22 protein-coding genes are annotated in these 20,734 nt (G+C 63.2%); 10 read left to right on the plus strand and 12 right to left on the minus strand.

Features of this window, described 5'->3' with window-relative positions; all coding sequences use genetic code 11:
• Positions 1-144 precede the first annotated feature (144 nt).
• Positions 145-1,344 (minus strand): O-succinylhomoserine sulfhydrylase, encoded by a 1,200-nt coding sequence (gene metZ / locus Q0908_RS09490; protein ID WP_299283370.1) that lies wholly within the window; start codon positions 1,342-1,344, stop codon positions 145-147.
• Positions 1,345-1,639: 295 nt separating this feature from the next.
• Between metZ and Q0908_RS09495 the strand changes: the two genes are divergently transcribed.
• From Q0908_RS09495 to Q0908_RS09505, 3 genes are read left to right on the plus strand one after another with little or no spacing between them, the layout of a single operon-like run.
• Positions 1,640-2,578 carry a DUF726 domain-containing protein gene (locus tag Q0908_RS09495; protein WP_299283371.1) on the plus strand — a complete coding sequence of 313 codons (939 nt, stop codon included), beginning with the start codon at positions 1,640-1,642 and terminating at the stop codon, positions 2,576-2,578.
• A 26-nt stretch (positions 2,579-2,604) separates the two neighbouring features.
• Entirely contained in the window at positions 2,605-3,291 is a 687-nt protein-coding gene (locus tag Q0908_RS09500) for a glutathione S-transferase N-terminal domain-containing protein (protein WP_299283373.1), read from the plus strand.
• A 50-nt stretch (positions 3,292-3,341) separates the two neighbouring features.
• A complete protein-coding gene (locus tag Q0908_RS09505; protein ID WP_299283375.1) occupies positions 3,342-4,052 on the plus strand; it encodes a cyclic nucleotide-binding domain-containing protein in 711 nt (236 codons plus the stop codon).
• Here Q0908_RS09505 and Q0908_RS09510 read toward each other — a convergent pair.
• The 3 genes from Q0908_RS09510 to ftsY all read right to left on the minus strand — a co-directional run bounded on the left by Q0908_RS09510 (position 4,049) and on the right by ftsY (position 6,962).
• A complete protein-coding gene (locus tag Q0908_RS09510; RefSeq protein WP_299283376.1) occupies positions 4,049-4,660 on the minus strand; it encodes an inner membrane-spanning protein YciB in 612 nt (203 codons plus the stop codon). The two genes, Q0908_RS09505 and Q0908_RS09510, sit on opposite strands and share 4 nt — an antisense overlap.
• A gap of 9 nt (positions 4,661-4,669) precedes the next feature.
• A complete protein-coding gene (locus Q0908_RS09515) occupies positions 4,670-5,572 on the minus strand; it encodes an EamA family transporter (protein WP_299283377.1) in 903 nt (300 codons plus the stop codon).
• A 109-nt stretch (positions 5,573-5,681) separates the two neighbouring features.
• Positions 5,682-6,962 carry a signal recognition particle-docking protein FtsY gene (gene ftsY / locus Q0908_RS09520; protein WP_299283378.1) on the minus strand — a complete coding sequence of 427 codons (1,281 nt, stop codon included), beginning with the start codon at positions 6,960-6,962 and terminating at the stop codon, positions 5,682-5,684.
• A gap of 61 nt (positions 6,963-7,023) precedes the next feature.
• On the opposite strand from ftsY, the gene Q0908_RS09525 reads away from it, so the two are divergent.
• Complete coding sequence (locus Q0908_RS09525; protein WP_299283380.1) at positions 7,024-7,926, plus strand: lytic transglycosylase domain-containing protein; 903 nt, start codon at positions 7,024-7,026, stop codon at positions 7,924-7,926.
• On the opposite strand, the gene Q0908_RS09530 is transcribed toward Q0908_RS09525, so the two are convergent.
• The gene (locus tag Q0908_RS09530) at positions 7,923-9,617 is read right to left on the minus strand and encodes an NAD(P)H-dependent oxidoreductase subunit E (protein ID WP_299283381.1); all 1,695 of its coding nucleotides are present in this window, start codon (positions 9,615-9,617) and stop codon (positions 7,923-7,925) included. The two genes, Q0908_RS09525 and Q0908_RS09530, sit on opposite strands and share 4 nt — an antisense overlap.
• Positions 9,618-9,845: 228 nt before the next feature.
• Here Q0908_RS09530 and Q0908_RS09535 point away from each other — a divergent pair, with 228 nt between their 5' ends.
• Together Q0908_RS09535 and Q0908_RS09540 are read left to right on the plus strand one after the other, a co-directional pair.
• On the plus strand, positions 9,846-10,904 hold the full coding sequence (locus Q0908_RS09535) for an alkane 1-monooxygenase (RefSeq protein WP_299283382.1): 1,059 nt from the start codon (positions 9,846-9,848) through the stop codon (positions 10,902-10,904).
• A gap of 4 nt (positions 10,905-10,908) precedes the next feature.
• A complete protein-coding gene (locus Q0908_RS09540; protein ID WP_299283383.1) occupies positions 10,909-11,304 on the plus strand; it encodes a hypothetical protein in 396 nt (131 codons plus the stop codon).
• Between the two features lie 80 nt (positions 11,305-11,384).
• Here the strand turns inward: Q0908_RS09540 and xseA are convergent, their stop codons facing one another.
• Positions 11,385-12,923 carry an exodeoxyribonuclease VII large subunit gene (gene xseA / locus Q0908_RS09545; protein WP_299283384.1) on the minus strand — a complete coding sequence of 513 codons (1,539 nt, stop codon included), beginning with the start codon at positions 12,921-12,923 and terminating at the stop codon, positions 11,385-11,387.
• Between the two features lie 72 nt (positions 12,924-12,995).
• Between xseA and purD the strand changes: the two genes are divergently transcribed.
• Positions 12,996-14,261, plus strand: a complete 1,266-nt coding sequence (gene purD / locus Q0908_RS09550) for a phosphoribosylamine--glycine ligase (protein ID WP_299283385.1) — start codon at positions 12,996-12,998, stop codon at positions 14,259-14,261.
• 88 nt (positions 14,262-14,349) lie between these two features.
• Here purD and Q0908_RS09555 read toward each other — a convergent pair whose 3' ends face one another.
• Positions 14,350-15,090, minus strand: coding sequence for a VCBS repeat-containing protein (locus tag Q0908_RS09555; RefSeq protein ID WP_299283386.1), 741 nt, complete (start codon positions 15,088-15,090; stop codon positions 14,350-14,352).
• Positions 15,090-15,413 (minus strand): 2Fe-2S iron-sulfur cluster-binding protein, encoded by a 324-nt coding sequence (locus tag Q0908_RS09560; protein ID WP_299283387.1) that lies wholly within the window; start codon positions 15,411-15,413, stop codon positions 15,090-15,092. The genes Q0908_RS09555 and Q0908_RS09560 overlap by 1 nt, the downstream gene beginning before the upstream one ends.
• Before the next feature lie 226 nt (positions 15,414-15,639).
• Here Q0908_RS09560 and Q0908_RS09565 point away from each other — a divergent pair, with 226 nt between their 5' ends.
• A complete protein-coding gene (locus Q0908_RS09565) occupies positions 15,640-16,164 on the plus strand; it encodes a peptidoglycan-binding domain-containing protein (protein ID WP_299283389.1) in 525 nt (174 codons plus the stop codon).
• A 48-nt stretch (positions 16,165-16,212) separates the two neighbouring features.
• On the opposite strand, the gene Q0908_RS09570 is transcribed toward Q0908_RS09565, so the two are convergent.
• Together Q0908_RS09570 and Q0908_RS09575 are read right to left on the minus strand one after the other, a co-directional pair.
• Positions 16,213-17,010, minus strand: coding sequence for a crotonase/enoyl-CoA hydratase family protein (locus tag Q0908_RS09570; protein WP_299283391.1), 798 nt, complete (start codon positions 17,008-17,010; stop codon positions 16,213-16,215).
• A 62-nt stretch (positions 17,011-17,072) separates the two neighbouring features.
• Positions 17,073-17,240: a twin-arginine translocation signal domain-containing protein gene (locus Q0908_RS09575; protein WP_299283393.1), complete on the minus strand. Its 168-nt coding sequence runs from the start codon at positions 17,238-17,240 to the stop codon at positions 17,073-17,075.
• Between the two features lie 99 nt (positions 17,241-17,339).
• Here Q0908_RS09575 and Q0908_RS09580 point away from each other — a divergent pair, with 99 nt between their 5' ends.
• Positions 17,340-18,443, plus strand: coding sequence for a pyridoxal phosphate-dependent aminotransferase (locus Q0908_RS09580; protein ID WP_299283394.1), 1,104 nt, complete (start codon positions 17,340-17,342; stop codon positions 18,441-18,443).
• 56 nt (positions 18,444-18,499) lie between these two features.
• The gene (locus Q0908_RS09585; protein WP_299283395.1) at positions 18,500-18,718 is read left to right on the plus strand and encodes a hypothetical protein; all 219 of its coding nucleotides are present in this window, start codon (positions 18,500-18,502) and stop codon (positions 18,716-18,718) included.
• Positions 18,719-18,725: 7 nt separating this feature from the next.
• On the opposite strand, the gene Q0908_RS09590 is transcribed toward Q0908_RS09585, so the two are convergent.
• A complete protein-coding gene (locus Q0908_RS09590; RefSeq protein ID WP_299283396.1) occupies positions 18,726-19,934 on the minus strand; it encodes an aminotransferase class V-fold PLP-dependent enzyme in 1,209 nt (402 codons plus the stop codon).
• A gap of 114 nt (positions 19,935-20,048) precedes the next feature.
• Entirely contained in the window at positions 20,049-20,717 is a 669-nt protein-coding gene (locus Q0908_RS09595; RefSeq protein ID WP_299283397.1) for a TIGR04283 family arsenosugar biosynthesis glycosyltransferase, read from the minus strand.
• Positions 20,718-20,734 lie beyond the last annotated feature (17 nt).

The raw sequence follows: 20,734 nt of genomic DNA on the forward strand, positions 1-20,734 counted from the left end.
CTTTTGTTTTGCATGTGACGATCATTTAGGTCGATCCGTCACAGATTTCCAATATTGCTAACGTACACGTGTGAGGTTGCAACATGGATGACATCACCGTGCGTGATGCTGTGGCCCCGCATAACTGCGGGGCCTGACGTCGATTTAGCCCGCCTTTTCCAAGGCTTGCAGCACATCCGCGATCAGATCATCGGGGTCTTCGATCCCCACGGACATCCGCACCAATCCCGGTGTGATGCCCAAAATATCTTTTTGGTCCTGTGGCAGGCGCTGGTGCGTCGTGGTGGCAGGATGGGTCAGGATCGATTTGGCATCGCCCAGATTGTTCGAAATCACCGGGATCGTCAGCGCGTTGAGGAACCGAAACGCCGCCTCTTGCCCACCTTTGAGGTCAAGCGACAACACAGTGCCCCCCTTGCCTCCCATCTGCGTCTGCACCAGCGCGTGTTGCGCGTGGCTTGAATGGCCGGGGAAAATGACCCGCGACAGGGCGGTGTGACCCGTCAGTGCTTCGGCCAGGGCAAGTGCCGATCCGGCCTGTACGCGCACCCGAAGATCGAGTGTTTCCAATCCCTTGAGCATGACCCAAGCCGTGAACGGCGACATGGAGCCGCCGGTGTGTTTCATATAAGGTTCAACCGTTTTGCGGATGAAATCGCGTGTGCCGAGGATGATCCCGCCAAGCGCACGCCCCTGCCCGTCGATATGTTTGGTGGCCGAATAGATCACCACGTCCGCCCCTTGCGCGATGGCATTCGAAAAAGCAGGCGTGGCAAAAACGTTGTCGACCAGCACAGTCGCCCCAACCGCATGTGCAAGTTTCGAAACCGCCGCGATATCAACAACTTCCAGTGTCGGGTTCGAGATGGATTCGAAGAAGACGGCCGTTGTGTCCGGTGTGATCGCAGCCTCCCAGGCCTCCAGATCGGTCCCGTCGACAAATTCGACCTCAACCCCATAGCGGGTCAGGATTTCTTCAAGCACATAAAGGCACGACCCGAACAGCGCACGCGCCGACACCACCCGATCCCCCGCCTTGAGCATCGCACTCAGCGCGCCGGACACCGCCGCCATGCCGGATGCGGTCGCAAACCCGTCTTCGGCCCCTTCGAGAAGGGCAATGCGTTCTTCGAACATCCGCACCGTGGGGTTGCCATAGCGCGCATAGATAAATTCGTCTTCACCTGCGGCCTGGAACCGCTGTGCGGCGGCTTCGGCACTGTCATAGACGAAGCCTTGGGTCAGAAATATCGCTTCGGAGACTTCACCGTATTGGCTGCGCCGCGTGCCGCCGTGTACCGCGTGAGTGCGCGGCTTCCAATCTTTGGACGTGCTGTCAGACATCTGTCTAACTCCTTGATCACGGGCCTGAAATCGGGTCAGGCCACAAAAAACCCCCAGACGCCAAGTCAAGCGAAAGGGGGGCTTTCATCCTGACCTTTTAGCGGAATTTTCCAGACATTCACTCAAGGTGAACACAAGAGAGGCCCGCAATCCGGTAACAAATCGCCTCATGCTTTGGATTTACGCGCAGGCTTGCGCAGCGTCAACACCGTCACGGTGCCGTAACCAAAATTTCATGCCCCCATCATATGAAGACTCCAGAGCAGCCCCACTAGATGTGGTAGGAGGTGGTGACATGCCGATCCTGAGAGTGAATGCAGGCCCCGAGGGGCTCTGCCTTGATCGCTCGCCCGCTGCCCCGTCTTCCGCCTTGCGCAGCGCAGCCCGTGGGACCGGTCCGATCATCATTCTGATCCACGGGTTCAAATATGACCCGACCTGCCTGCGCCACTCTCCGCACACCCGCATTTTTGCGCAGCGCACCCATCCGGACAAACCGGGTGATGTGGCGTGGCTGCGCCATTTGGGCTTTGGCACCGGCGACCCGGGCGAGGGGCTGGCCATCGCCTTTGGCTGGCGGGCGCGGGGCAATATCTGGGCAGCCCATGCCTCGGCCAGGGCGGCGGGTCGCCAATTGGCGGATATGGTCGCGGATTTGCATCGCCACGCGCCAACCCGTCCGATCCATGTGATGACCCATTCGATGGGATCCGAAGTGATCTTTGAGGCGCTGCGCACCCTGCCCGCCCACTCGATACAGCGCATCGTCACGATCACCGGCGCCAGCTATATCAGCAGCGCTGTGACCGCCTTGCAAAGCGGTGCCGGGCGTCTTGCTGAACTCATCAACATCACCAGCCGCGAAAACGATCTGTTCGATTTCATCTATGAACGGCTCATCGCGCCGCCCGCGCCGCTTGACCGCGCCATCGGGGGTGGTCTTGATCTGCCGAATACCGTGACCATTCAGCTAGATTGCGCCCACACATTGGCCCAACTGACCTGCTTTGGCGGTCATGTCGCCCCTGCCAAGGCGCGCGTCTGCCACTGGTCCGGCTACACGCGGCCCGGCGCGTTGCGCTTTTACACCCATTGCCTGCGCGCGCCGGGGGCCACCCCCTTGGCAGCACTTCAAGCCGCCATGCCAAGCGTCCCTGCCCCCCGTTGGTCACGTCTATTTGCCCAGCCATACACGCCCAAACCCTTGCCGGTGGCCCAAAAACACGCATCATGACGCCCTGAAACAACAGGGGCTGCGCAATGATTGATCTGTTTTACTGGCCCACGCCAAACGGGTGGAAAATCTCCATCGCGCTTGAGGAATTCGGCCTGCCCTACACGACCCACCTGATCGACATCGGGGCGGGCGATCAGTTCAAGCCCGACTTTCTGGCCATTGCCCCCAACAACCGGATGCCTGCGATCACCGATCCCGATGGGCCGGATGGCGCGCCGATTTCGATCTTTGAAAGTGGGGCGATCCTGCAATATCTGGCACGCAAGACCGGGCAATTCGGGGGCGCGACCGAACGCGAGCGTATTGCGGTCGATCAATGGCTGATGTGGCAGATGGGCGGCGTCGGCCCGATGGCCGGTCAGGCGCACCACTTTCTGAAATACGCCCCCGGCATGGGCCACGACATCCCTTATGCCAAGGATCGGTATCGCGCCGAAACGGGGCGGCTTTACGGCGTGTTGGACCGCCAGCTTACCAAGACCGAATATGTGGCAGGAGATTATTCCATCGCCGACATGGCGATTTGGCCCTGGGCCTCGCTGTGGGAAGGTCAGCAGCAGACGTTGGAGGACAAACCCAACCTCGCCCGCTGGCTGGATACCGTGGCCGCCCGTCCGGCTGTGCAGCGGGGTCACGCGTTGCATCTGGACAAACGCAACACCAAGCCTGACGCGGCGGCACAAGAAAAATTGTTCGGCAAAAAAGATTAGGTGACGCTAGATGGGCGCGCGGGACACCTGATCAAGAAAGACAAACCTCGATGCTGACTGACTATGTGGCCCCCGAAGTGGTGATTTTGCTGGCCGGTGGTGCCTTTACGATCGGCTATCTGATCATCAACCAGATCGTGCTGCGGCTGATGATCCTGTTGGGCACAAGCCTTTATATTTACTACTATTTCACCGCTGCCGACACACCCTTGTGGGAGGCGATCTACATCTCGATGGTGATGGGCACGGCCAATCTGATCGGGCTTGGCGGACTTCTTTGGCAGCAGTCCAAACTGGCCGTGCCGCATGCGCACCGCGACATCTATCCGCTGTTTTCCAGCCTGCCCCCCGGCGATTTTCGCGATCTGGTTCTGCGGGCCGAGCGGAAGGTGCTTGAGGCACCGATGCAGGTCACGACCGAAGGGGTGGAGCCGGACACCCTCATCTTTGTGATTTCCGGCCAGATTGATGTGGTTAAGCGAGGCGAGCGGTTTTCGATGCCGCCCAACCTATTCGTGGGCGAGGTCGCTTACCTGACCCAGCAACCCAGTGCGGCCACGACCCGCCTGCCTGCGGGGGCCGAGGTGTTGATCTGGGATGTCGCCGCCTTGCGCGCGCGGGCGGAGAAGAAATCCCGTTTCAAGCTGGCGATTGAGGCGATGATTTCAAGCGATCTGGCGGTCAAGGTCGCCTTTGCCGTGGCCCCCCATCACCACGAATGGGCCGAGGATGCCGAGGCGCGGCGGGTGGCGCGCCGCTAGTCGGCCTTGGTGTTTTCGTCGATCAGATAGCCCTGGAGCGCACTGATCTGCCAGAACAGGAACGCGACCAGTGCGAGGGGGAAACCGAAGGTTTCAATCTTGACCCAAGTGTCCGTCGACATGGTGCGCCAGACGATTTCGTTGGCGATGGCAAGTGCTGCAAACATCGCGCACAGCCGCTTTGTCAGGATCATCCACCCCTCGTGGCGCATCGGCATGGAGTCATTCAGCACCACCGCCAGCCAGCTTTGCCCGCGCAGCAGCCCGATGCCCAAGAGTAGGGCAAACAGGCCATAGACGATTGAGGTCTTCATCTTGAAGAACCGCTCGTCATTGAACCAGGCCGTCAGCCCACCAAAGAAGATCACCATGAAAGCGGTGAAAATCTGCATGCGGCTCAGTTTACCTGTCATCGCCCAGAGCACGCCGATGGCGATGAGCAGAATGGGCACAAAGATCAGCGTGGCCACGATGAACCCGGAATAGTCGATGCCACCAAATGTGTAGGTGTTGTCGCGGATGCGCAGGTAGATCAGGAAAAAGACCACCGGTGGCCCCAGTTCCAGCACCTGTTTCATGATCGGGTTGATGGTTTTTTCGTTGCTCATACCTGCCTCTTAGCCGCCCATTTCCACGATCACGGCCCCGGCCGCAATCAGCGCCATGAGCGCAATCCTGCGCGGTCCTACCGTTTCTTTCAGCACCAGCCAACCGATAATGGCCGCGAACACCGTTGATGTTTCACGCAGCACCGCCGCCTCGCCCACTTTGTCGAGCCGCGTGGCCATCATGATCGACCCGAAGGACAGGAACGCGACCACGCCGCCGATGACCCCGCGCAGGGCCAGCGGCGCAAGTGTCGGCGGGTTGTCCATCCGTTTGTAGCGCAGGTAGGCGATGGGCGGCATGAATATCCCGTCGATCATGAAGAACCATGCAAGGAACGTGAACGGGTTCGCGGTCGCCCGGATGCCGTAGGCGTCATAGGTGGTGTAGAGCGCAACGAAGAGCCCGGTGATCACGGCAAGTGTCAGCGCAAGGTGCAGCGTGTCCCGGTTGGTTTGCAGATAGCGCAGGTTATAGGCCGCCAGCCCGTAGATGCCTGCCAGCAGCACCCCCACCCCAAGCCATTGCACGGCTGTGAACGTCTCGCCAAACAGGAAATACGCCCCGATCACCGTGAACAGTGGCCCCGTGCCACGCACGACCGGGTAGACCACCGTATAATCGCCCTTGGTGTAGGCCCATGCTTGCAACACTTTGTACCCGATATGGATCACAAAGACCGTCGCAAAGATCGGCCACATATGTGGTTCGGGCCACGGCACGACGAACAGCGCAAACGGTGCGGCCATCAGCCCATAGCTGGCGTCAATCGCGCCGCGCGTCAGCCATGGGTCATGCCGTCCTTTCTGCAGCGCCCCGAACACCGCGTGCAGAAGGGCGGCAAGGATCGCAAGGCCGAGCGCGACGTGATGTCCCGTCTCGGTCCCTTCGATGCTGATCAGCCAGTCGGTCACCTCTGCGCCTGCGGCGGATACGTCTTCGCCTGCGGCGGGCGGGGTCGGGGGGCCAGCCCCCCGGCCTGCGGCCTCCCCCCGCGGTTTATCTGGCGAAATGAAATCAGGATCATTCCACCTCGAGACCGGTCAGCGCGGCGGCGAAGTCTTCTGGGTCGAAGGCTTGCAGATCGTCGATCTGTTCCCCCACGCCTATGGCGTGGATCGGTAGCCCGAATTTGTCCGCCAGTGCGACGAGCACACCGCCCTTGGCGGTGCCGTCAAGTTTTGTCATCACGAGGCCGGAGACATCTGAGACCTCCTGAAAGACCTTGACCTGGTTGAGCGCGTTTTGGCCCGTTGTCGCGTCCAGCACCAGCAGCGTGTTGTGCGGGGCTGTTTCGTCTTTCTTGCGGATGACGCGCACGATCTTGGCCAGTTCCTCCATCAGGTCACCCCGATTCTGGAGCCGCCCGGCAGTGTCGATCATCAGCAGGTCGGCCCCTGTTTCCTGCGCTTTTGTCATCGCCTCGAAGGCGAGGCTGGCGGGGTCGGATCCTTCGGGCGCGGTCAGCACCGGGACCCCGGCCCGTTCTCCCCAGACCTGCAACTGTTCGACGGCGGCGGCGCGGAACGTGTCGCCTGCCGCGATGACCACCGACTTGCCCGCCGCACGGAACTGGCTGGCCAGTTTGCCGATGGTTGTCGTCTTGCCCGAGCCATTCACCCCGACCACCAGCACCACTTGCGGGGTCTGCGGGTACAGCGGCATGGGCTTGGCAACAGGTTCCATGATCCGCGCGATTTCGCGGGCCATGAGGTCCTTGATCTCGGACACCGAGAGTTTGCGCCCCATGCGCCCTTCAGCCATGTTCGCCGTGACCCGCAGGGCCGTGTCCACGCCCATGTCGGCGGCGATCAGCAACTCTTCGAGTTGTTCGAGCATGTCGTCATCCAGCGTGCGGCGCAGGACGGGGGCACCGGTGTCGCGCTTGAGCAGGCGGCCGAGGATGCCGCGTTTTTGCGGCACGGGCGCGGTCGGTGTGGGTTCGGTGAGGGGTGGCAGCGGCTCAGGCGCGGGTGTCGGATCAGCGGCTGGCATCGGGGCAGGTTTCGGATCGACCGCCTCTGGCACATCGACAGCGGCGGCGGCGGGCTGCTCCATCTCAACATCGACGGGGGTGGGATCGGGGATGTCCGCCTCGGGTTCGGCGACGTCCATGGGCTCTTGGGGGCTGTCGATCGATGGTTCGGGTACATCCAAAGGCGGTCGATCCGCGTCCATCACAGGTTCGGCCAGCGGCGCGGCGGCTTCGGTCACGCCCCCATCTTCGACAATCGCCTCAAGCCCTTCATCCAGTTTGGACGATGATTTGAACAGCTTGTCCTTGAGTTTCTTGAAAAATGCCATGATGCCCCGATACTTGCACGTGCGTGAATTCCCTCACCTGACCTAATACGGGCGCTGCGACATGAAAAGGGACGGATTTTGGGCGGCCTGCCTTTGGGTCGTGGCGATGGCCCTGCCTGCGCCAGCCAATGCGAGCGAGCCGGGGACGATGTGTTCGACCGGCACCATCGGTCCGCGCGCCTGTATTCGCCCTGCGCATGCGCGGTTTGACATCTGCCAGCACATCCAAGGGGCCAGCCGCCGTTACATGCTGGATCCCGGGTTTTTTGCACGGCTTTTGTGGCAGGAAAGCCGATTTGATCCCTTTGCGCTCAGCCCGGCGGGTGCGCGGGGCATTGCGCAGTTCATGCCCGCAACGGCGGACCTGCGCGGCCTGCGCGACAGCTACAACCCGGCCGAAGCGATTGAGCGGTCCGCCCAATACCTTGGTGAATTGCAACGCCGCTATGGCAATCCCGGTCTTGCGGCGGTGGCCTATAACGGCGGGGAAGCGCGCGCGGGCGGGTTTGTGAACGGTGGCCCCCTCGCCCGTGAAACCATTGATTACGTGCGCATCATCACTGGCCACACGGCCCAGCAGTGGCGCGACGATCCCCCCAAGAGTGCTGATTTCCGGCTGGACAGGTCCAAGCCATTCTTGCCCGCCTGCCTTGCCATGGCTGCAAATCGGCGGGTGAGCCGTCTTGGCCCGCCGCCACCGCCATGGAAGACATGGGGCGTGCAGCTTGGCTACGGATCATCCACCCGGGCGGCGCGCAGCAGTTTTGAGCGTCAGACCCGTGCGTGCAGTGCGGTGGTGTCGGGGGAAACTGTGGATTACATCCCGGTCCCGTCACGCATTCGCGGGCAACGCCCCTATGTGATGGCGCGCATCAGCCGCCAGAAAAGGGGCGACGCCAGTGAGTTGTGTCGCGCCCTGGCGCGGTCGGGTTGCATCTGCCGGGTCTATCGCAACCCGCGCTAGACCTCTTCAGGGAAGTGTTTCATCACCAGCTTGATCGGGTTCGGGGCGGCCTGCCCCAGCCCGCAGATCGACGCGTCGGTCATGGCTGTACACAGCTCTCCAAGCAGCCCTTGGTCCCAGGTGTCCGCCTGCATCAGCTTGACCGCCTTTTCGCAGCCCACCCGGCATGGCGTACATTGTCCGCAGCTTTCATCCTCAAAGAATTTCAGCATGTTAAGCGCCGCATCGCGTGCCTTGTCGCGATCAGACAGGACGACGACAGCCGCCGAGCCGATGAAGGTGCCATGGGGTTGCAGCGTGTCGAAATCGAGCGGCACGTCATGCATGGACGCCGGCAGCAAGCCCGAGGATGGACCGCCCGGTTGGTAGGCCTTGAATGCGTGGCCCTCTGCCATGCCTCCGGCGGCGTCGATGATGTCGGTGATCGTCGAACCGGCAGACATCAGGTAGACCCCCGGCTTGGCAACCCGACCGGACACCGAATAGCTGCGCAGCCCCGTGCGCCCGTTTTTCTCGGTGCTGTTCAGCACCTCGGGCCCCTCGCGGCAGATGCGCGCGATCCAGTGCAGGGTTTCGACATTGTGCACCAGCGTCGGTTGGCCAAAAATGCCGACCTGCGCCACGTAAGGCGGGCGATGGCGGGGCATGCCGCGCTTGCCTTCGATGCTTTCGATCATCGCGGATTCTTCGCCGCAGATATAGGCACCCGCGCCGCGGCGCAGGTCAATATATCCCGGCGCGACGATCCCGGCCTCCTCCAGCGCCTTGATTTCATGCGCCAAAATCTTGAGCACGGCGGGATATTCATCGCGCATATAGATAAAGGCCGTGTCCGCCTCGACCGCCCATGCCGCGATCAACATGCCTTCCAGAAACAGGTGTGGCGTCCGTTCGAGGTAGTAGCGATCCTTGAACGTGCCCGGCTCGCCCTCGTCTCCGTTGACAGCCAGGTAGCGGGGGCCGGGATTGCCGCGCACGAAGCCCCATTTGGTGCCGGATGGAAAACCTGCGCCGCCAAGGCCCCGCAGCCCGCTGTCCTTGATTTTGGCCTGCACGTCCTGCCAGTCGCCGTTGGCGCGCAGGTCCTTGAGGGTCGCATAACCGCCCTGCCTCATATAGGTGTCCAAGGTCTCGTAGTCGGGAATGTCGGCGTGGGTGTGACCAGCGGCGATGGCCGCCTGCACCTTCTCGGGGGTCGCGTGATCGATGTGGTGGTGGCCCAGTTCGAGCACGGGGGCGGTATCGCAGCGGCCCATGCAGGGGGCGCGCAAAACGCGAACCTCGGAGGCGTCCAACCCATCCTCAAGCGCGGCTTTCAGCGCCTGCGCACCGGCCAGTTCACAGCTCAGGGAATCACACACCCGGATGGTCAGCGCAGGGGGCGGCACCTCGCCTTCCTTGACCACATCGAAATGGGCATAAAACGTCGCCACTTCATAGACTTCGGCCATGCTCATCCGCATCTCTTCGGCAAGCGCGCGCAGATGGGCCGCCGACAGATGGCCATAATGATCCTGGATCAGATGCAGAAACTCGATCAGCAGGTCAGCGCGCCGGGGCTGGTCGCCAAGCAGCGCACGGACCTCGTCCCATGCCCGATCCTCAAGCGCGCGGCCCTTCGGGCGCACCCGGCCTTTGCCTTTGCCGGATTTCCAGACGCCCTTGCCCTGCTTGCCGTGATCCAGCGCCATTGCGCACACTCCCTGCCCGATGCTGCGCCGCTGGCGCGTTCGGGGCGAGACTATCAGCGCCAATCCGCGCGGATCAGCCCAAAAGCGACCGGTCAGTGTGCAAATACCGCGCCGATAAACATCACCGTGCCGCCAATTGGCCCCATCGCCGCCCCAGTGGTCAGGGTAAGGTGGCGTCAAACGGTGTGTGATAAGGATTGCGCGCCGAAGATGGAGTGATTCTGTTTCATGATGCCGTTTGCGATTGCCACGCTGTTGCCTGCGCTTCTTTTGGGGCTTGCCTGCGTCCTTGGCGGCGTTTGGGCAATCCTGGGCATTTTGACAATCACTGTCGTGGTGTTCTTTCTGGACAAGATGGGCCGCGCCGAGGTCCCAAGCGCGCGCACCGGGCACCGCCTGTCGGAAGTCCTGGGGATTGTCCATTTCATCCTGCTTGGTCTGGCGGTTTGGGCGATGGGCGGGCCGCTGCCGACCATGGACAAAGTGCTGATCGTCGTCGGCTGTGGCCTCTATTTCGGGCAGATTTCCAACTCGAACGCACATGAGCTGATCCACCGCGCGGATCGGTGGGCGTTTCGCTTGGGGGCTGCAAATTACATTTCGGTGCTGTTTGGCCATCACACCAGCGCGCACCGTCTCGTGCATCACGTCCATGTCGCCACACCCCGCGATCCGGCATCCGCCCCCAAAGGGCGCGGCTTCTGGGCCTATCTGCCGCGCACATGGGCGGGCAGTTTTCGCGCAGGCCTGCGGGCCGAACGCCAACGGCATGGCGGCGTGAGGTTTCCTGCACCTTATGTGGTGTATGCTGTTGGGGCTTGCGTGACGTTGGCCATCGCCTATGCGCTTGGCGGTGGGGCGGGAATTGCAGGCCTGATCGCCATTGCGCTTTATGCGCAGACCCAATTGATGTTGTCCGACTATGTACAGCATTACGGGTTGCGGCGGGCGGTTCTGCCCTCGGGCAAGCACGCGCCCATGGGCCCGGCCCATTCGTGGAATGCGCCCCATTGGTATTCGTCGGCAATGATGCTGAACGCGCCGCGCCACTCGGCCCATCACACGCGCCCGACACGCGCCTTTCCCCAGCTTGATCTGGACCCGAGCACGATGCCTGTGCTGCCACATTCACTGCCCGTGATGGCGGTCGTTGCGCTGGTGCCACCGCTGTGGCGACGAGTGATGGATCGACGGGTTGATGCGTGGTCAGCGCCGCACTCTGACGGCGAAGTGATGCCTGCCGCGCGGGTCGTTGCTGGTGTCGCCCCCAGCACTCTGGCACATTGATCAAATGATACACCGCGCCCTTGCCCTGAGTTTCGTGTGCCTGTGCACATCCGCCGCCGCCGAGCCGATGACAGCCGCCGAATTCGAAGCCTATGTCACCGGAAAGACGCTGTTTTATGGCCGGGACGGAGCGGCCTACGGCGCAGAGATCTACCGGGACAACCGGCGTGTCACATGGTCGTTCCTCGATGGGGAATGCAAGGACGGATACTGGTACGACGAAGGGCCAAATATCTGTTTCGTTTACGAGGATCGCAGTGATCCGCAATGCTGGACCTTTGAACGCTCCCCCGGCGGGCTGATCGCGACCTTTGAAAATGACCCTGCCAGCACTGCGCTCTACGAAGCGCAGGATGTGGGTGAGGAACTGGTCTGTCTGGGCCCAAAAATCGGCGTGTGATTGTGTCGGTGCGGGGCGGAGGGCACCTCCGCCTTACGCGCCGATGGCCCGTGTAAGGCGGACGTGTCGTCCGCCCTCTTTCAAAATAATGAGCCTTGTTCCGGCGGTTCGGCTTTGGTCTTGCGCGCCGCGCCTCCCCCCAACTTCATCCGCCCATCTGCAAATTCGATCTCGAGCCCGCTGGCCGCTTCCGCAGCCACCTTCGTGGTCACGATCTCACCACCGCTGCGCACAACCGCATAGCCACGCGCCAGCGTCGCCTTGTAGCTGAGCGTTTCGCGCAACCGGTCCAGCGTTTCGATGCGCGTGCGCCAGGTCTGGGTCTGTCGCGCCCCCGCAGCGGACAACCGCGCGCTGAGTTGCGCGAGGGCCTGGGCCTTGCGCGCCTGATCCTGCACCAACGCATCCGGGCGCATCCGCGCAATACGATCCGCCAGAGCGCTCCTTTTGGCATCAATGGCGCGTTGCAAAGCCGGGGCCAGACGGGCGCTGCGATCTTCAATCCGACGCTGTTCGGTCTCAAGCGTGCGCCGCAATCCGGACGGGCGCAGCGCCCCTGCCGTGTCCGCCAGCTTTACCCGCCGCCGTTGGACCCCGGCAATCAACGCAGGGCCAAGTTTGTCGCCCGCCCGGTCCAGCCTTTGGCGTGGCCCGTCCAGCAGCGCATCCACCCGTGGCAAGGCGCGCGCGATATCGCGCAGCCGCTGGTCGCGGCGCTGCAAACCGGTGCTGAGCGCGCCGGACATCCGTGCGCCGACCCCGTCGAGCCATGCCGCAAGCTCAAGCCGCACAGGCACGGCCATTTCAGCCGCTGCCGTGGGCGTGGGCGCGCGCCGATCCGACACAAAATCGATCAGCGTCGTGTCCGTCTCGTGCCCGACGGCCGAGATCAAGGGAATGTCCGAGGCGGCGGCGGCGCGCGCGACCACCTCTTCGTTGAACCCCCATAGGTCTTCGACCGACCCGCCCCCGCGCGCGACGATCAAAAGATCCGGGCGCGGCATCGAGCGACCCGGTGTCAGCGCGTTGAACCCTGCAATGGCGCGCGCCACCTCGGGGGCGCAGGCCGCCCCTTGGACTGCCACAGGCCAGATCAGCACCTTGCGCGGAAAGCGGTCGCGCAGACGGTGCAGGATATCGCGGATCACCGCCCCCTGCAGCGAGGTCACGACCCCGATCACGTCCGGCAGATAGGGCAAGGGTTGCTTGCGCCCCTCATCAAACAGCCCTTCGGCGGCCAGCGCCTTCTTGCGTTTTTCGAGAAGCGCCATCAGCGCCCCTTCGCCCGCAATGGCAATCCGCTGCGCATTCAGCGAGAATTTGGACTGGAACCCCGACGCGGTCATGCGCCCTTCGGCGACCACCTCCATCCCCTCTTCCGGCATGGTGCCCAGATCGCCCACCTGCCCTTTCCACGTCATGCACGACAGCACGTTGCGGTCATCCTTGAGGTCGAAATAAAGGTGACCCGAGCGGGCCAGCACGACCCGGCCCACTTCGCCCTTGATCCGCACCCAGCCCAATTCGCCCTCGATCAGCTTTTTGACCTTTCCCGCGATCTCGGAGACCGAAAATTCGGGCGTGTTTGAACCCGGGATGGGATCGTCGAGCAGGTCCATGGCCGATGTCCTTGTGAAGCGGTGCAACCCAGCTTAGAACGCGCACCAACAAAGGCCAAGGAGGCGTGCGCAATGAATATCCTGATCCTGGGGAGCGGTGGACGTGAGCATGCCCTGGCTTGGGCCGTGTTGCAGAACCCCAAATGTGATCGCCTTGTGGTCGCCCCCGGCAATGCGGGCATTCATGCCATCGCCGATTGCGCTGATCTGGACATCAGCGACGGCGGCGCTGTCGCCGAGTTTGTCGAAGAAGAGGCCATCGATTTCGTGATTGTCGGCCCCGAGGCCCCCTTGGCCGCAGGGGTTGCGGATCGGTTGCGCGATGCGGGTGTGCTGGTCTTTGGTCCCTCAAAGGCCGCCGCGCAGCTTGAGGCGTCAAAGGCTTTTACCAAGCAGATTTGTGATGCTGCGGGTGCGCCCACCGCGGCCTATGGCCATTTCACGGATGCGGATGCCGCCCGCGCCTATGTCAGCAAGATGGGTGCCCCGATTGTGGTCAAGGCCGATGGTCTGGCCGCTGGAAAAGGCGTCATTATCGCCGAGACCGTGGCCGAGGCCCATGGCGCGATTGACGACATGTTCGGCGGCGCCTTTGGCGGAGCCGGTGCCGAGGTGGTGATCGAAGAGTTCATGACCGGCGAGGAAGCCTCGTTCTTTGTGTTGTGCGACGGGGAACACGTGGTGCCTATCGGCACCGCGCAGGACCACAAGCGCGTGGGCGACGGCGACACCGGTCCCAACACGGGCGGGATGGGGGCCTATTCCCCGGCACCTGTCTTGACCGATGCCATCGCCGAGCGCGCCTTGTCCGAAATCGTCCGTCCCACCATGGCCGAAATGGCCAAGCGCGGCATGCCCTATCAGGGGGTACTTTACGTAGGGTTGATGATCGAGGACGGCGCGCCCCGGCTGGTCGAATACAACGTCCGGTTCGGCGATCCCGAATGTCAGGTGCTAATGATGCGCCTCGGGGCGCAGGCGCTGGATGTGATGCATGCCGCCGCTGAGGGGCGTCTTGAGACGGCGCAAGTCAACTGGGCCGATGATCACGCGCTTTGCGTTGTGATGGCGGCGGATGGCTATCCTGCGGATTATGATAAGGGGGCCGTGATCGGCGGGCTTGATCGCATGCCCGAGACCAGCCAGGAAATGGTGTTTCACGCAGGCACAGCATTGAAAGATGGGGCTGTGACCGCATCGGGGGGCCGCGTGTTGAACGTTACCGCGCGGGGTGAGACTTTGGCCCAGGCGGCAGAGCGCGCCTATGCGATGGTCGATGCCATTGATTTTCCCGGCGGGTTTTGCCGTCGCGATATCGGCTGGCGCGCGCTCAAGTGATCCAAAGGCCGCTGGCGCGACGCTATGTTTTAGGGGCTCTGCCCCGTCCTTGCGGACTCCCAGCGGTATTTTGGGTCAAAAGAAGGGCTTAGTTGGCGCAGGTCATCGCCCGGTTGAAGGCGGGGCGCGAGGTGTCACTGCCCAGATCGGCTTGCAGAAAGGTGCTGCCCGTCCAACGCAGCGCAACCAGCGTGCGCCAATTGGCCGTGGCGAGGATCATTTCCGGAGTGCCATTGCAGGTTCGGATGCCCCCTGCGATGTCTGCCTCACCAATTCTGTGGTTCGTGAATCCCGCAAGGTCCGCACCTTGGGTCAGGGTGCCGTTCTCATACCGCCAGATGCGCAGCACCTTGGCCAGGTGGGGGCGGTCGATATAGGCGATCTCGGTGATCCCGTCCCCGTCGATATCAGCCGCGCCAAGCGGGGCAAGCCAGCGGTTGCGGGTGCCGATATGAGGGGTTTCGGTGATTTTGCCCGTGGGTCCGTAGATTGCGAATGCGCCGCCTTTGGTCACATCGGTTTCGACCACCATCACTTCGGGGCGACCATCCCCGTCAAGATCGGCAAGACGTGGAGCCACATCTTCGAACACGTGATCTTGCGGCAGGGTGAACTGGCGAGTTGTGCCATCCCCAAGCGTGATTTCCAGCCCGCCCCATTCGATCGCGTCGCCCAGGATCGCGTGGCCATAACGCTCGGTCGGGTCCGTAAAACGGGCCCCCGCGATCTCTTGGGCGTGACCCGCACCGACGCCAGCGAGCCACACATATGCAGCGGCGCGCACTGCGCGACGGGCGCGCGAGACACGACGCGGCACCCTGTGCAGCATCAGATCTGCTTTTCAGGCATTTGCACGACGAGGCCGTCGAGCGCGTCCGTTACCTTGATCTGGCAGGTCAGCCGCGAGCGGGTCTCATCCGGCTCATAGGCGAAATCGAGCATATCGGTTTCCATGTCGTCCTTGCCGGGCAGTTTTTCGACCCAGTCAGGATGGACATAGACATGGCATGTCGAACAGGCGCAGGCCCCGCCGCAATCGGCCTCGATGCCCGGAATGTTGTTGTCGCGCGCGCCTTCCATGACCGTAAGCCCGTTGGCCACGTCCACGACATGTTCAGTGCCGCCATGTTCGATATAGGTGATCTTGGCCATTGAAATGCCCCTTTGAATGTTCGTTTCCGGGTGGTTCTACCCGCCCCGAATTGGCCCCGCCAGCCCCTTTTGCGACATCGCTGTCGGGACGGCGCGACATGACGTATCTTTTCGTGTGCCTGACCGTGCTGTGCGCCCAGGGCTATGCAGACGACGCTCTGCCCGATATGATCGCCCAAACGGCCCGATCAGAGGCCCGTCACAGACCCGAGCAGAGACCACATTTATGCGATTGCCTCCCCTGCTATGCGCCGTTGGTGCCAGCATCGCCCTGATGGGCTGCGCTGAGAACGCGACCGTCTCTTCAGCGGCCAATATTGATCCCATTTCGCTGGCCACGGCTCCGCCCGGTGCGGCCCCCGGCACCTGCTGGGGCAAGACCGTCACGCCCGCCATCGTCGAGACCGAGACCCGCACCATCCTGTTGCAGCCTGCCCAGATCAGCAGCGACGGGCGCGTGCAGGCCCCGCCGATCTACAAATCCGAAGAACAGCAGGTCGTTGTCCAACCCCGCCGCGAAAGCTGGTATGAGATCCTGTGCGCTGACGACATCACGCCGGACTTCATCGCCTCGGTGCAGCGCGCCCTCGCGGCGCGCGGGTACTATAAGGGCCCCATCAGTGGTGAGATTGACGGGCGCACGACAGCAGCCATTGGCCGCTATCAGCGCGACGAAGGGTTGCAAAGCAGCACGTTGTCCATCGCCGCGGCGCGCAAACTGGGCCTGGTGGCGGTCGCTGACATTGGATGATGTGCCACTTTGGATATGAACGGCAAGTCCGTGATATCAAAGTAACTATCAGTTAAATTTCGGAGCCCGCTTTTGCAGGGTTGCTGCAACCACTTCCATCTGGTGCGGCTTGCCCATCAGGTCGGCCTGCGCCCGGCTTTCCTCCAGCAACACCGCCGGTGCGCCTTCGGTTTCGGCCACGCCAATCAGCGCCTTGGTCGCGCGCAAAGCGGACGGGGATTTCAGCGTCAGGCTTTCGGCGAGTTCCATTGCGGCCACCAGCGGATCATCGGCACATTCCGTCACCAGCCCCCACGCCTCTGCCTGCGCGGCGCTGATGGGCGTGCCGGTATAGGTCAGTTTGCGCAACACGTCCGAGCGGACAAGCCGGGGCAGCAACACCATGCCGCCCATGTCGGGCACGATGCCCCATTTCATCTCCATCACCGCCAGTTTCGCATCAGGTGCCGCGATCCGAATGTCTGCCCCGAGGGCCAGTTGCAGCCCAGCCCCGTAACAGACCCCGTGGATCGCCGCGATCACCGGTACAGGCACGCGGGTCCAGACCATAGCCACCTCTTGCCACTGGTTTGTTGTGCCCTCCCCGTGGGTGCGCGGCATAAGCAGGTCATTCGGGTCCTGCCCCAGCATCGTGCTGAGCCCGCCAATGTCGATCCCGGCGCAGAACCCTTTGCCCTCACCCGAGATCACACAGACCCGCGCGTCCGAGGCCGCCACCTCGAGCCCTGCCGCGATCACCGCGTCGATCATGGCCTGATCCACCGCGTTCATCTTGTCAGGCCGGGTCAGCCGCACATGGGCGATGTGATTGTCACATGAGACGGTGACGCGGGGGGTGTCGGACATGGGGCGCTCCTTGCGGGTTTGGCCCATCCAAGCGCATCGCGCAGCCCCGCGCCAGTGAAACGTCAGGGCACGATGCGTTCAACCGCGCGCATCATCCCGAGCCCCTTGTCATAGACCAGCGTGAGAATGCGCCGCCCGCCAGAGGCCCGCGTGACCGCCATCGGCAGCGCCCGCGCCGCCCCTGCTGCCGCAGCGGTTGCCAGAAATCCCCGTCGTGTCAGTTGAGCCATGGTGGCACTCCTCCAGTTGCGAACGATTCTCAATATAGGCACTGACAAGCGAAACCCCAAATCCTTGCCCCTGTGCGCGGGCCGCGTTACCCCTGAGCGATGACAGATCTTCGCCTGACCCCGCTTGCCGCCTCGCTGCCCTCGACCGTACCCTTTGTGGGCCCTGAAACGCAGGAACGTGCCCGGGGTGCTGCGTTCGACGCCCGCCTTGGCGCGAATGAGAGCACCTTTGGCCCCTCGCCCAAGGCGCTGGCCGCAATGGCCGCAACCGCGCAGTGGCAATACGGAGATCCCGAGAACCACGATTTGCGCTCGGCCTTGGCGGCCCGTCACGGGATTGATGCGGCCCATATCATGATCGGCGAAGGCATTGACGGATTGCTCGGCTATCTGGTGCGCCTGTTTGTGTCCGAGGGCGATCCTGTGGTCACATCTGACGGGGCCTATCCAACCTTCAACTACCACGTGGCCGGCTATGGCGGTGTGCTGCACAAGGTGCCTTACCGGGACGATCACGAAGACCCTGCCGCCCTCTTTGCCAAGGCGGCGGAGGTGAACGCCAAGCTGGTCTATCTTGCCAACCCCGACAATCCGATGGGCACGTGGCATGACGGGGCCACCTTGCATGCCGCACTGGATGCGCTGCCCGAGGGCACGATCCTGGTGCTGGATGAAGCCTATGTGGATTGCGCACCCGACGGCACTGCCCCCGAGATCGCCCCCGATGATCCGAGCGTGATCCGGATGCGCACCTTTTCCAAGGTCTATGGCATGGCGGGCGCGCGGGTGGGCTACGCCATCGGGGCCGCCCCTCTGATCGATGCTTTCAACAAGGTGCGCAACCATTTCGGGATGAATCGCAGTGCGCAGGCGGGGGCCTTGGCCGCGCTTGCCGATCAGGCCCATGTGGAGGACGTGCTGGCAAAGATCACCGCTTCGCGCGCCCAAATCACCGAAATCGCTGCGCAGTCGGGGCTGACCACCGTGCCCTCGGCCACCAATTTCGTCGCCATCGATTGCGGCAAGGACGGCGCGTTCGCCAAGGCCGTGCTGGATGGGCTGATCGCGCGCGGTATCTTTGTGCGTATGCCCTTCGCGGCCCCACAAAACCGCTGCATCCGGGTCAGTTGTGGCGGTCCGCGCGAAATGGCCGCCTTCGCCGCCGCGCTTCCCTCAGCCCTTCGTGATGCAAACGGGGGCTGACGCAAGGCCGGACCCACGCTAGGCTGACTGCGCTCAAGTTGGCTTTCGAGGGTGCCATGAACGACGATCAAAGAGGCCGCGCGCCCAATTACACCAATGCCTGCATCGTGATGTTCGGGGTCAATATCACGTGGATTCTGGTGATGATCTGGGCCATCTGGGGCCTGATCGCTGCGGGTCTGCTGGCCCTTGGGCTGAACCACCTGATGTCACGCCTGCATGTATGGGCGGCGGAGCGCCACGCCGCCTCGATCCGGCGCGGCAAGCAGGTCTGAGACGGCCCTAGCCCGCCGAAATCACGCCCGCCGCCGCATCAAGCGCACCGGGACCGTGGGGGATATCCAGCGCGCCGAGGCCGGCCTGAATACCACCCAACAGCCCCATGATCATGTGCCCGTTCACGTGGCCCATATGCCCCAGCCGGAAAAATCCGTGCCAGTCGGGATCAGAGGGGGGTGCCATGCCAAGGCCGATCCCCAGTGTCAGCCCGAGGTTCTGTTCGACCCAGTCACGCAGGGCCGTCCCGTGCGGTGCCCCGATGCGCAGCGACGTCACCGCCGTGCTGCGGTTTGCGGCATCTCTCACATTGAGCTCCAGCGGGCCGCCCTGCCCCCATGCCTCGCATGCCGCCCAGATGCTGCGCGCAAGTACCGTGTGACGCGCCCAGACCTGTTCGATCCCTTCGGCGTGCAGCATATCAAGGGCGGTGCGCAGCCCATACAGGTGGTGCGTCGGCGCGGTCCCGTTCCAGTACATGAAGAACTCTTCGGGATTGGCGCGCGGGGTCCAGTCCCAATAGCGGCTCACGCGGGGCATCTGGGCCCGCACGGCCGCCGCCTTGTCGTTGAAGAACACGAACGCCATACCCGGTGGCACCATCAGCCCCTTTTGACAGCCAGCCACCATCACGTCGACGCCCCATGCGTCCATCTCGAACCGGTCGCAGCCAAGCGAGGCAATGCAGTCGGCCATCAGCAGGGCGGGGTGATCTGTGGCATCCAGCACCGCGCGCACGGCGGCGATGTCGTTGCGCACCGAGGTCGAGGTGTCCACATGCACGGCGAGCACGGCCTTGATCCTGTGGGCAGTGTCCGCGCGCAGCGTTTCGGCTATGCGGTCGATATCCATGGGCGCACGCTTGCCGAAATCCATGATCTCGACCTCGGCGCCCAGCCCCTCGGCCATGTCCGCCCACCCGTGCCCAAAGCGCCCTGTTGCGGGCACCAGAACCGTGTCGCCGGGCGCAATGGTGTTGGCCAATGCGGCCTCCCACGCGGCGTGGCCGTTGCCGATATACATGGCCACATGGCCATCGGTGCGGGCCACCTTTTTCAGGTCCGGCACCAGGCTCGCCGCGATCTCGACCAGCTCACCGGCATAGATGTTCGGCGCGGCCCGATGCATGGCGCGCAGCACCGCATCCGGCATCACGGAGGGGCCGGGAATGGCGAGGTAGTCGCGCCCGTGCCGGGCAATTGGGGAGGTGGACATCGCGCTCTCCGAATGTCGGTGGATGGTGGGGTACGGGGCGGACACTAACGCGGTCCGGGGCGGCGTCAATCGTGGGTCTTTGATTGCGGGTCCGCGCCCGGCGGTCGCGCTGTCCTATCGGCGATAGGCGCGCGCCAAGACCTCGACATCCGTACCTGCAAAATAGCGCGCGAGGGTCCACAAGTTGCGCGCGCCGCGCCGCACCCACCCCTGCTGGCGGTACTTTGCCGCACTGGTGACGGCCACGCCGTTCAACGCGACCAACTGACCCTTGAGGTGACGGACCAGGGCGACATCCTCCATCAGCGCGATATCGGGATATCCGCCCACATGCGCATAAAGCGTGCGCCGGATCAGCAAGCCCTGATCGCCGTACGGCAGTTGAAAGACCCGCGCACGCAAGTTCGCCCACGCAGCCACAAAACGCCCGCCCCGATCAAAGCGCAGCTTGAAATATCCCGCTGTGGCAGCTCCGAGATGGGCGGCGACAGCCGCGGTCCAGCCCGGTGCCAGCACCGTGTCCGCGTGGATCACCAACAGCCAGTCGCCCTTGGCCGCGCCGCAACCGCGCTGCAGCTGCCCCCCGCGCGAGGCAGGTCCGGTGATCACACTCGCCCCCCACGCATCCGCCAAGGCGCATGTCTCGTCGCTTGACCCGCCGTCGCTCACAATCAGCTCCGCAATCAATCCGGCCTCGACCCCCTCCATCAACGCATGCAGGCACGCAGGCAGCATCTGCCCGGCGTTCAGCGTTGGAATGATGACAGAGATTGGCGCGGGCACGGCCTGCCCCCTTTTTG

It is taken from the genome of uncultured Tateyamaria sp., from assembly GCF_947494755.1.
In the GTDB taxonomy this organism is placed as follows: Bacteria; Pseudomonadota; Alphaproteobacteria; order Rhodobacterales; family Rhodobacteraceae; genus Tateyamaria.

Coding starts and splice junctions, on each gene's coding strand:
- Q0908_RS09510 (WP_299283376.1), bottom strand. CDS start 4,660: ATGAGCAACGAAAAAACCATCAACCCGATCATGAAACAGGTGCTGGAA.
- purD (WP_299283385.1), top strand. CDS start 12,996: ATGAATATCCTGATCCTGGGGAGCGGTGGACGTGAGCATGCCCTGGCT.
- Q0908_RS09565 (WP_299283389.1), top strand. CDS start 15,640: ATGCGATTGCCTCCCCTGCTATGCGCCGTTGGTGCCAGCATCGCCCTG.
- Q0908_RS09495 (WP_299283371.1), top strand. CDS start 1,640: ATGCCGATCCTGAGAGTGAATGCAGGCCCCGAGGGGCTCTGCCTTGAT.
- Q0908_RS09570 (WP_299283391.1), bottom strand. CDS start 17,010: ATGTCCGACACCCCCCGCGTCACCGTCTCATGTGACAATCACATCGCC.
- Q0908_RS09540 (WP_299283383.1), top strand. CDS start 10,909: ATGATACACCGCGCCCTTGCCCTGAGTTTCGTGTGCCTGTGCACATCC.
- Q0908_RS09580 (WP_299283394.1), top strand. CDS start 17,340: ATGACAGATCTTCGCCTGACCCCGCTTGCCGCCTCGCTGCCCTCGACC.
- Q0908_RS09585 (WP_299283395.1), top strand. CDS start 18,500: ATGAACGACGATCAAAGAGGCCGCGCGCCCAATTACACCAATGCCTGC.
- ftsY (WP_299283378.1), bottom strand. CDS start 6,962: ATGGCATTTTTCAAGAAACTCAAGGACAAGCTGTTCAAATCATCGTCC.
- Q0908_RS09525 (WP_299283380.1), top strand. CDS start 7,024: ATGAAAAGGGACGGATTTTGGGCGGCCTGCCTTTGGGTCGTGGCGATG.
- Q0908_RS09505 (WP_299283375.1), top strand. CDS start 3,342: ATGCTGACTGACTATGTGGCCCCCGAAGTGGTGATTTTGCTGGCCGGT.
- xseA (WP_299283384.1), bottom strand. CDS start 12,923: ATGGACCTGCTCGACGATCCCATCCCGGGTTCAAACACGCCCGAATTT.
- Q0908_RS09560 (WP_299283387.1), bottom strand. CDS start 15,413: ATGGCCAAGATCACCTATATCGAACATGGCGGCACTGAACATGTCGTG.
- metZ (WP_299283370.1), bottom strand. CDS start 1,344: ATGTCTGACAGCACGTCCAAAGATTGGAAGCCGCGCACTCACGCGGTA.
- Q0908_RS09555 (WP_299283386.1), bottom strand. CDS start 15,090: ATGCTGCACAGGGTGCCGCGTCGTGTCTCGCGCGCCCGTCGCGCAGTG.
- Q0908_RS09575 (WP_299283393.1), bottom strand. CDS start 17,240: ATGGCTCAACTGACACGACGGGGATTTCTGGCAACCGCTGCGGCAGCA.
- Q0908_RS09500 (WP_299283373.1), top strand. CDS start 2,605: ATGATTGATCTGTTTTACTGGCCCACGCCAAACGGGTGGAAAATCTCC.
- Q0908_RS09590 (WP_299283396.1), bottom strand. CDS start 19,934: ATGTCCACCTCCCCAATTGCCCGGCACGGGCGCGACTACCTCGCCATT.
- Q0908_RS09535 (WP_299283382.1), top strand. CDS start 9,846: ATGATGCCGTTTGCGATTGCCACGCTGTTGCCTGCGCTTCTTTTGGGG.
- Q0908_RS09530 (WP_299283381.1), bottom strand. CDS start 9,617: ATGGCGCTGGATCACGGCAAGCAGGGCAAGGGCGTCTGGAAATCCGGC.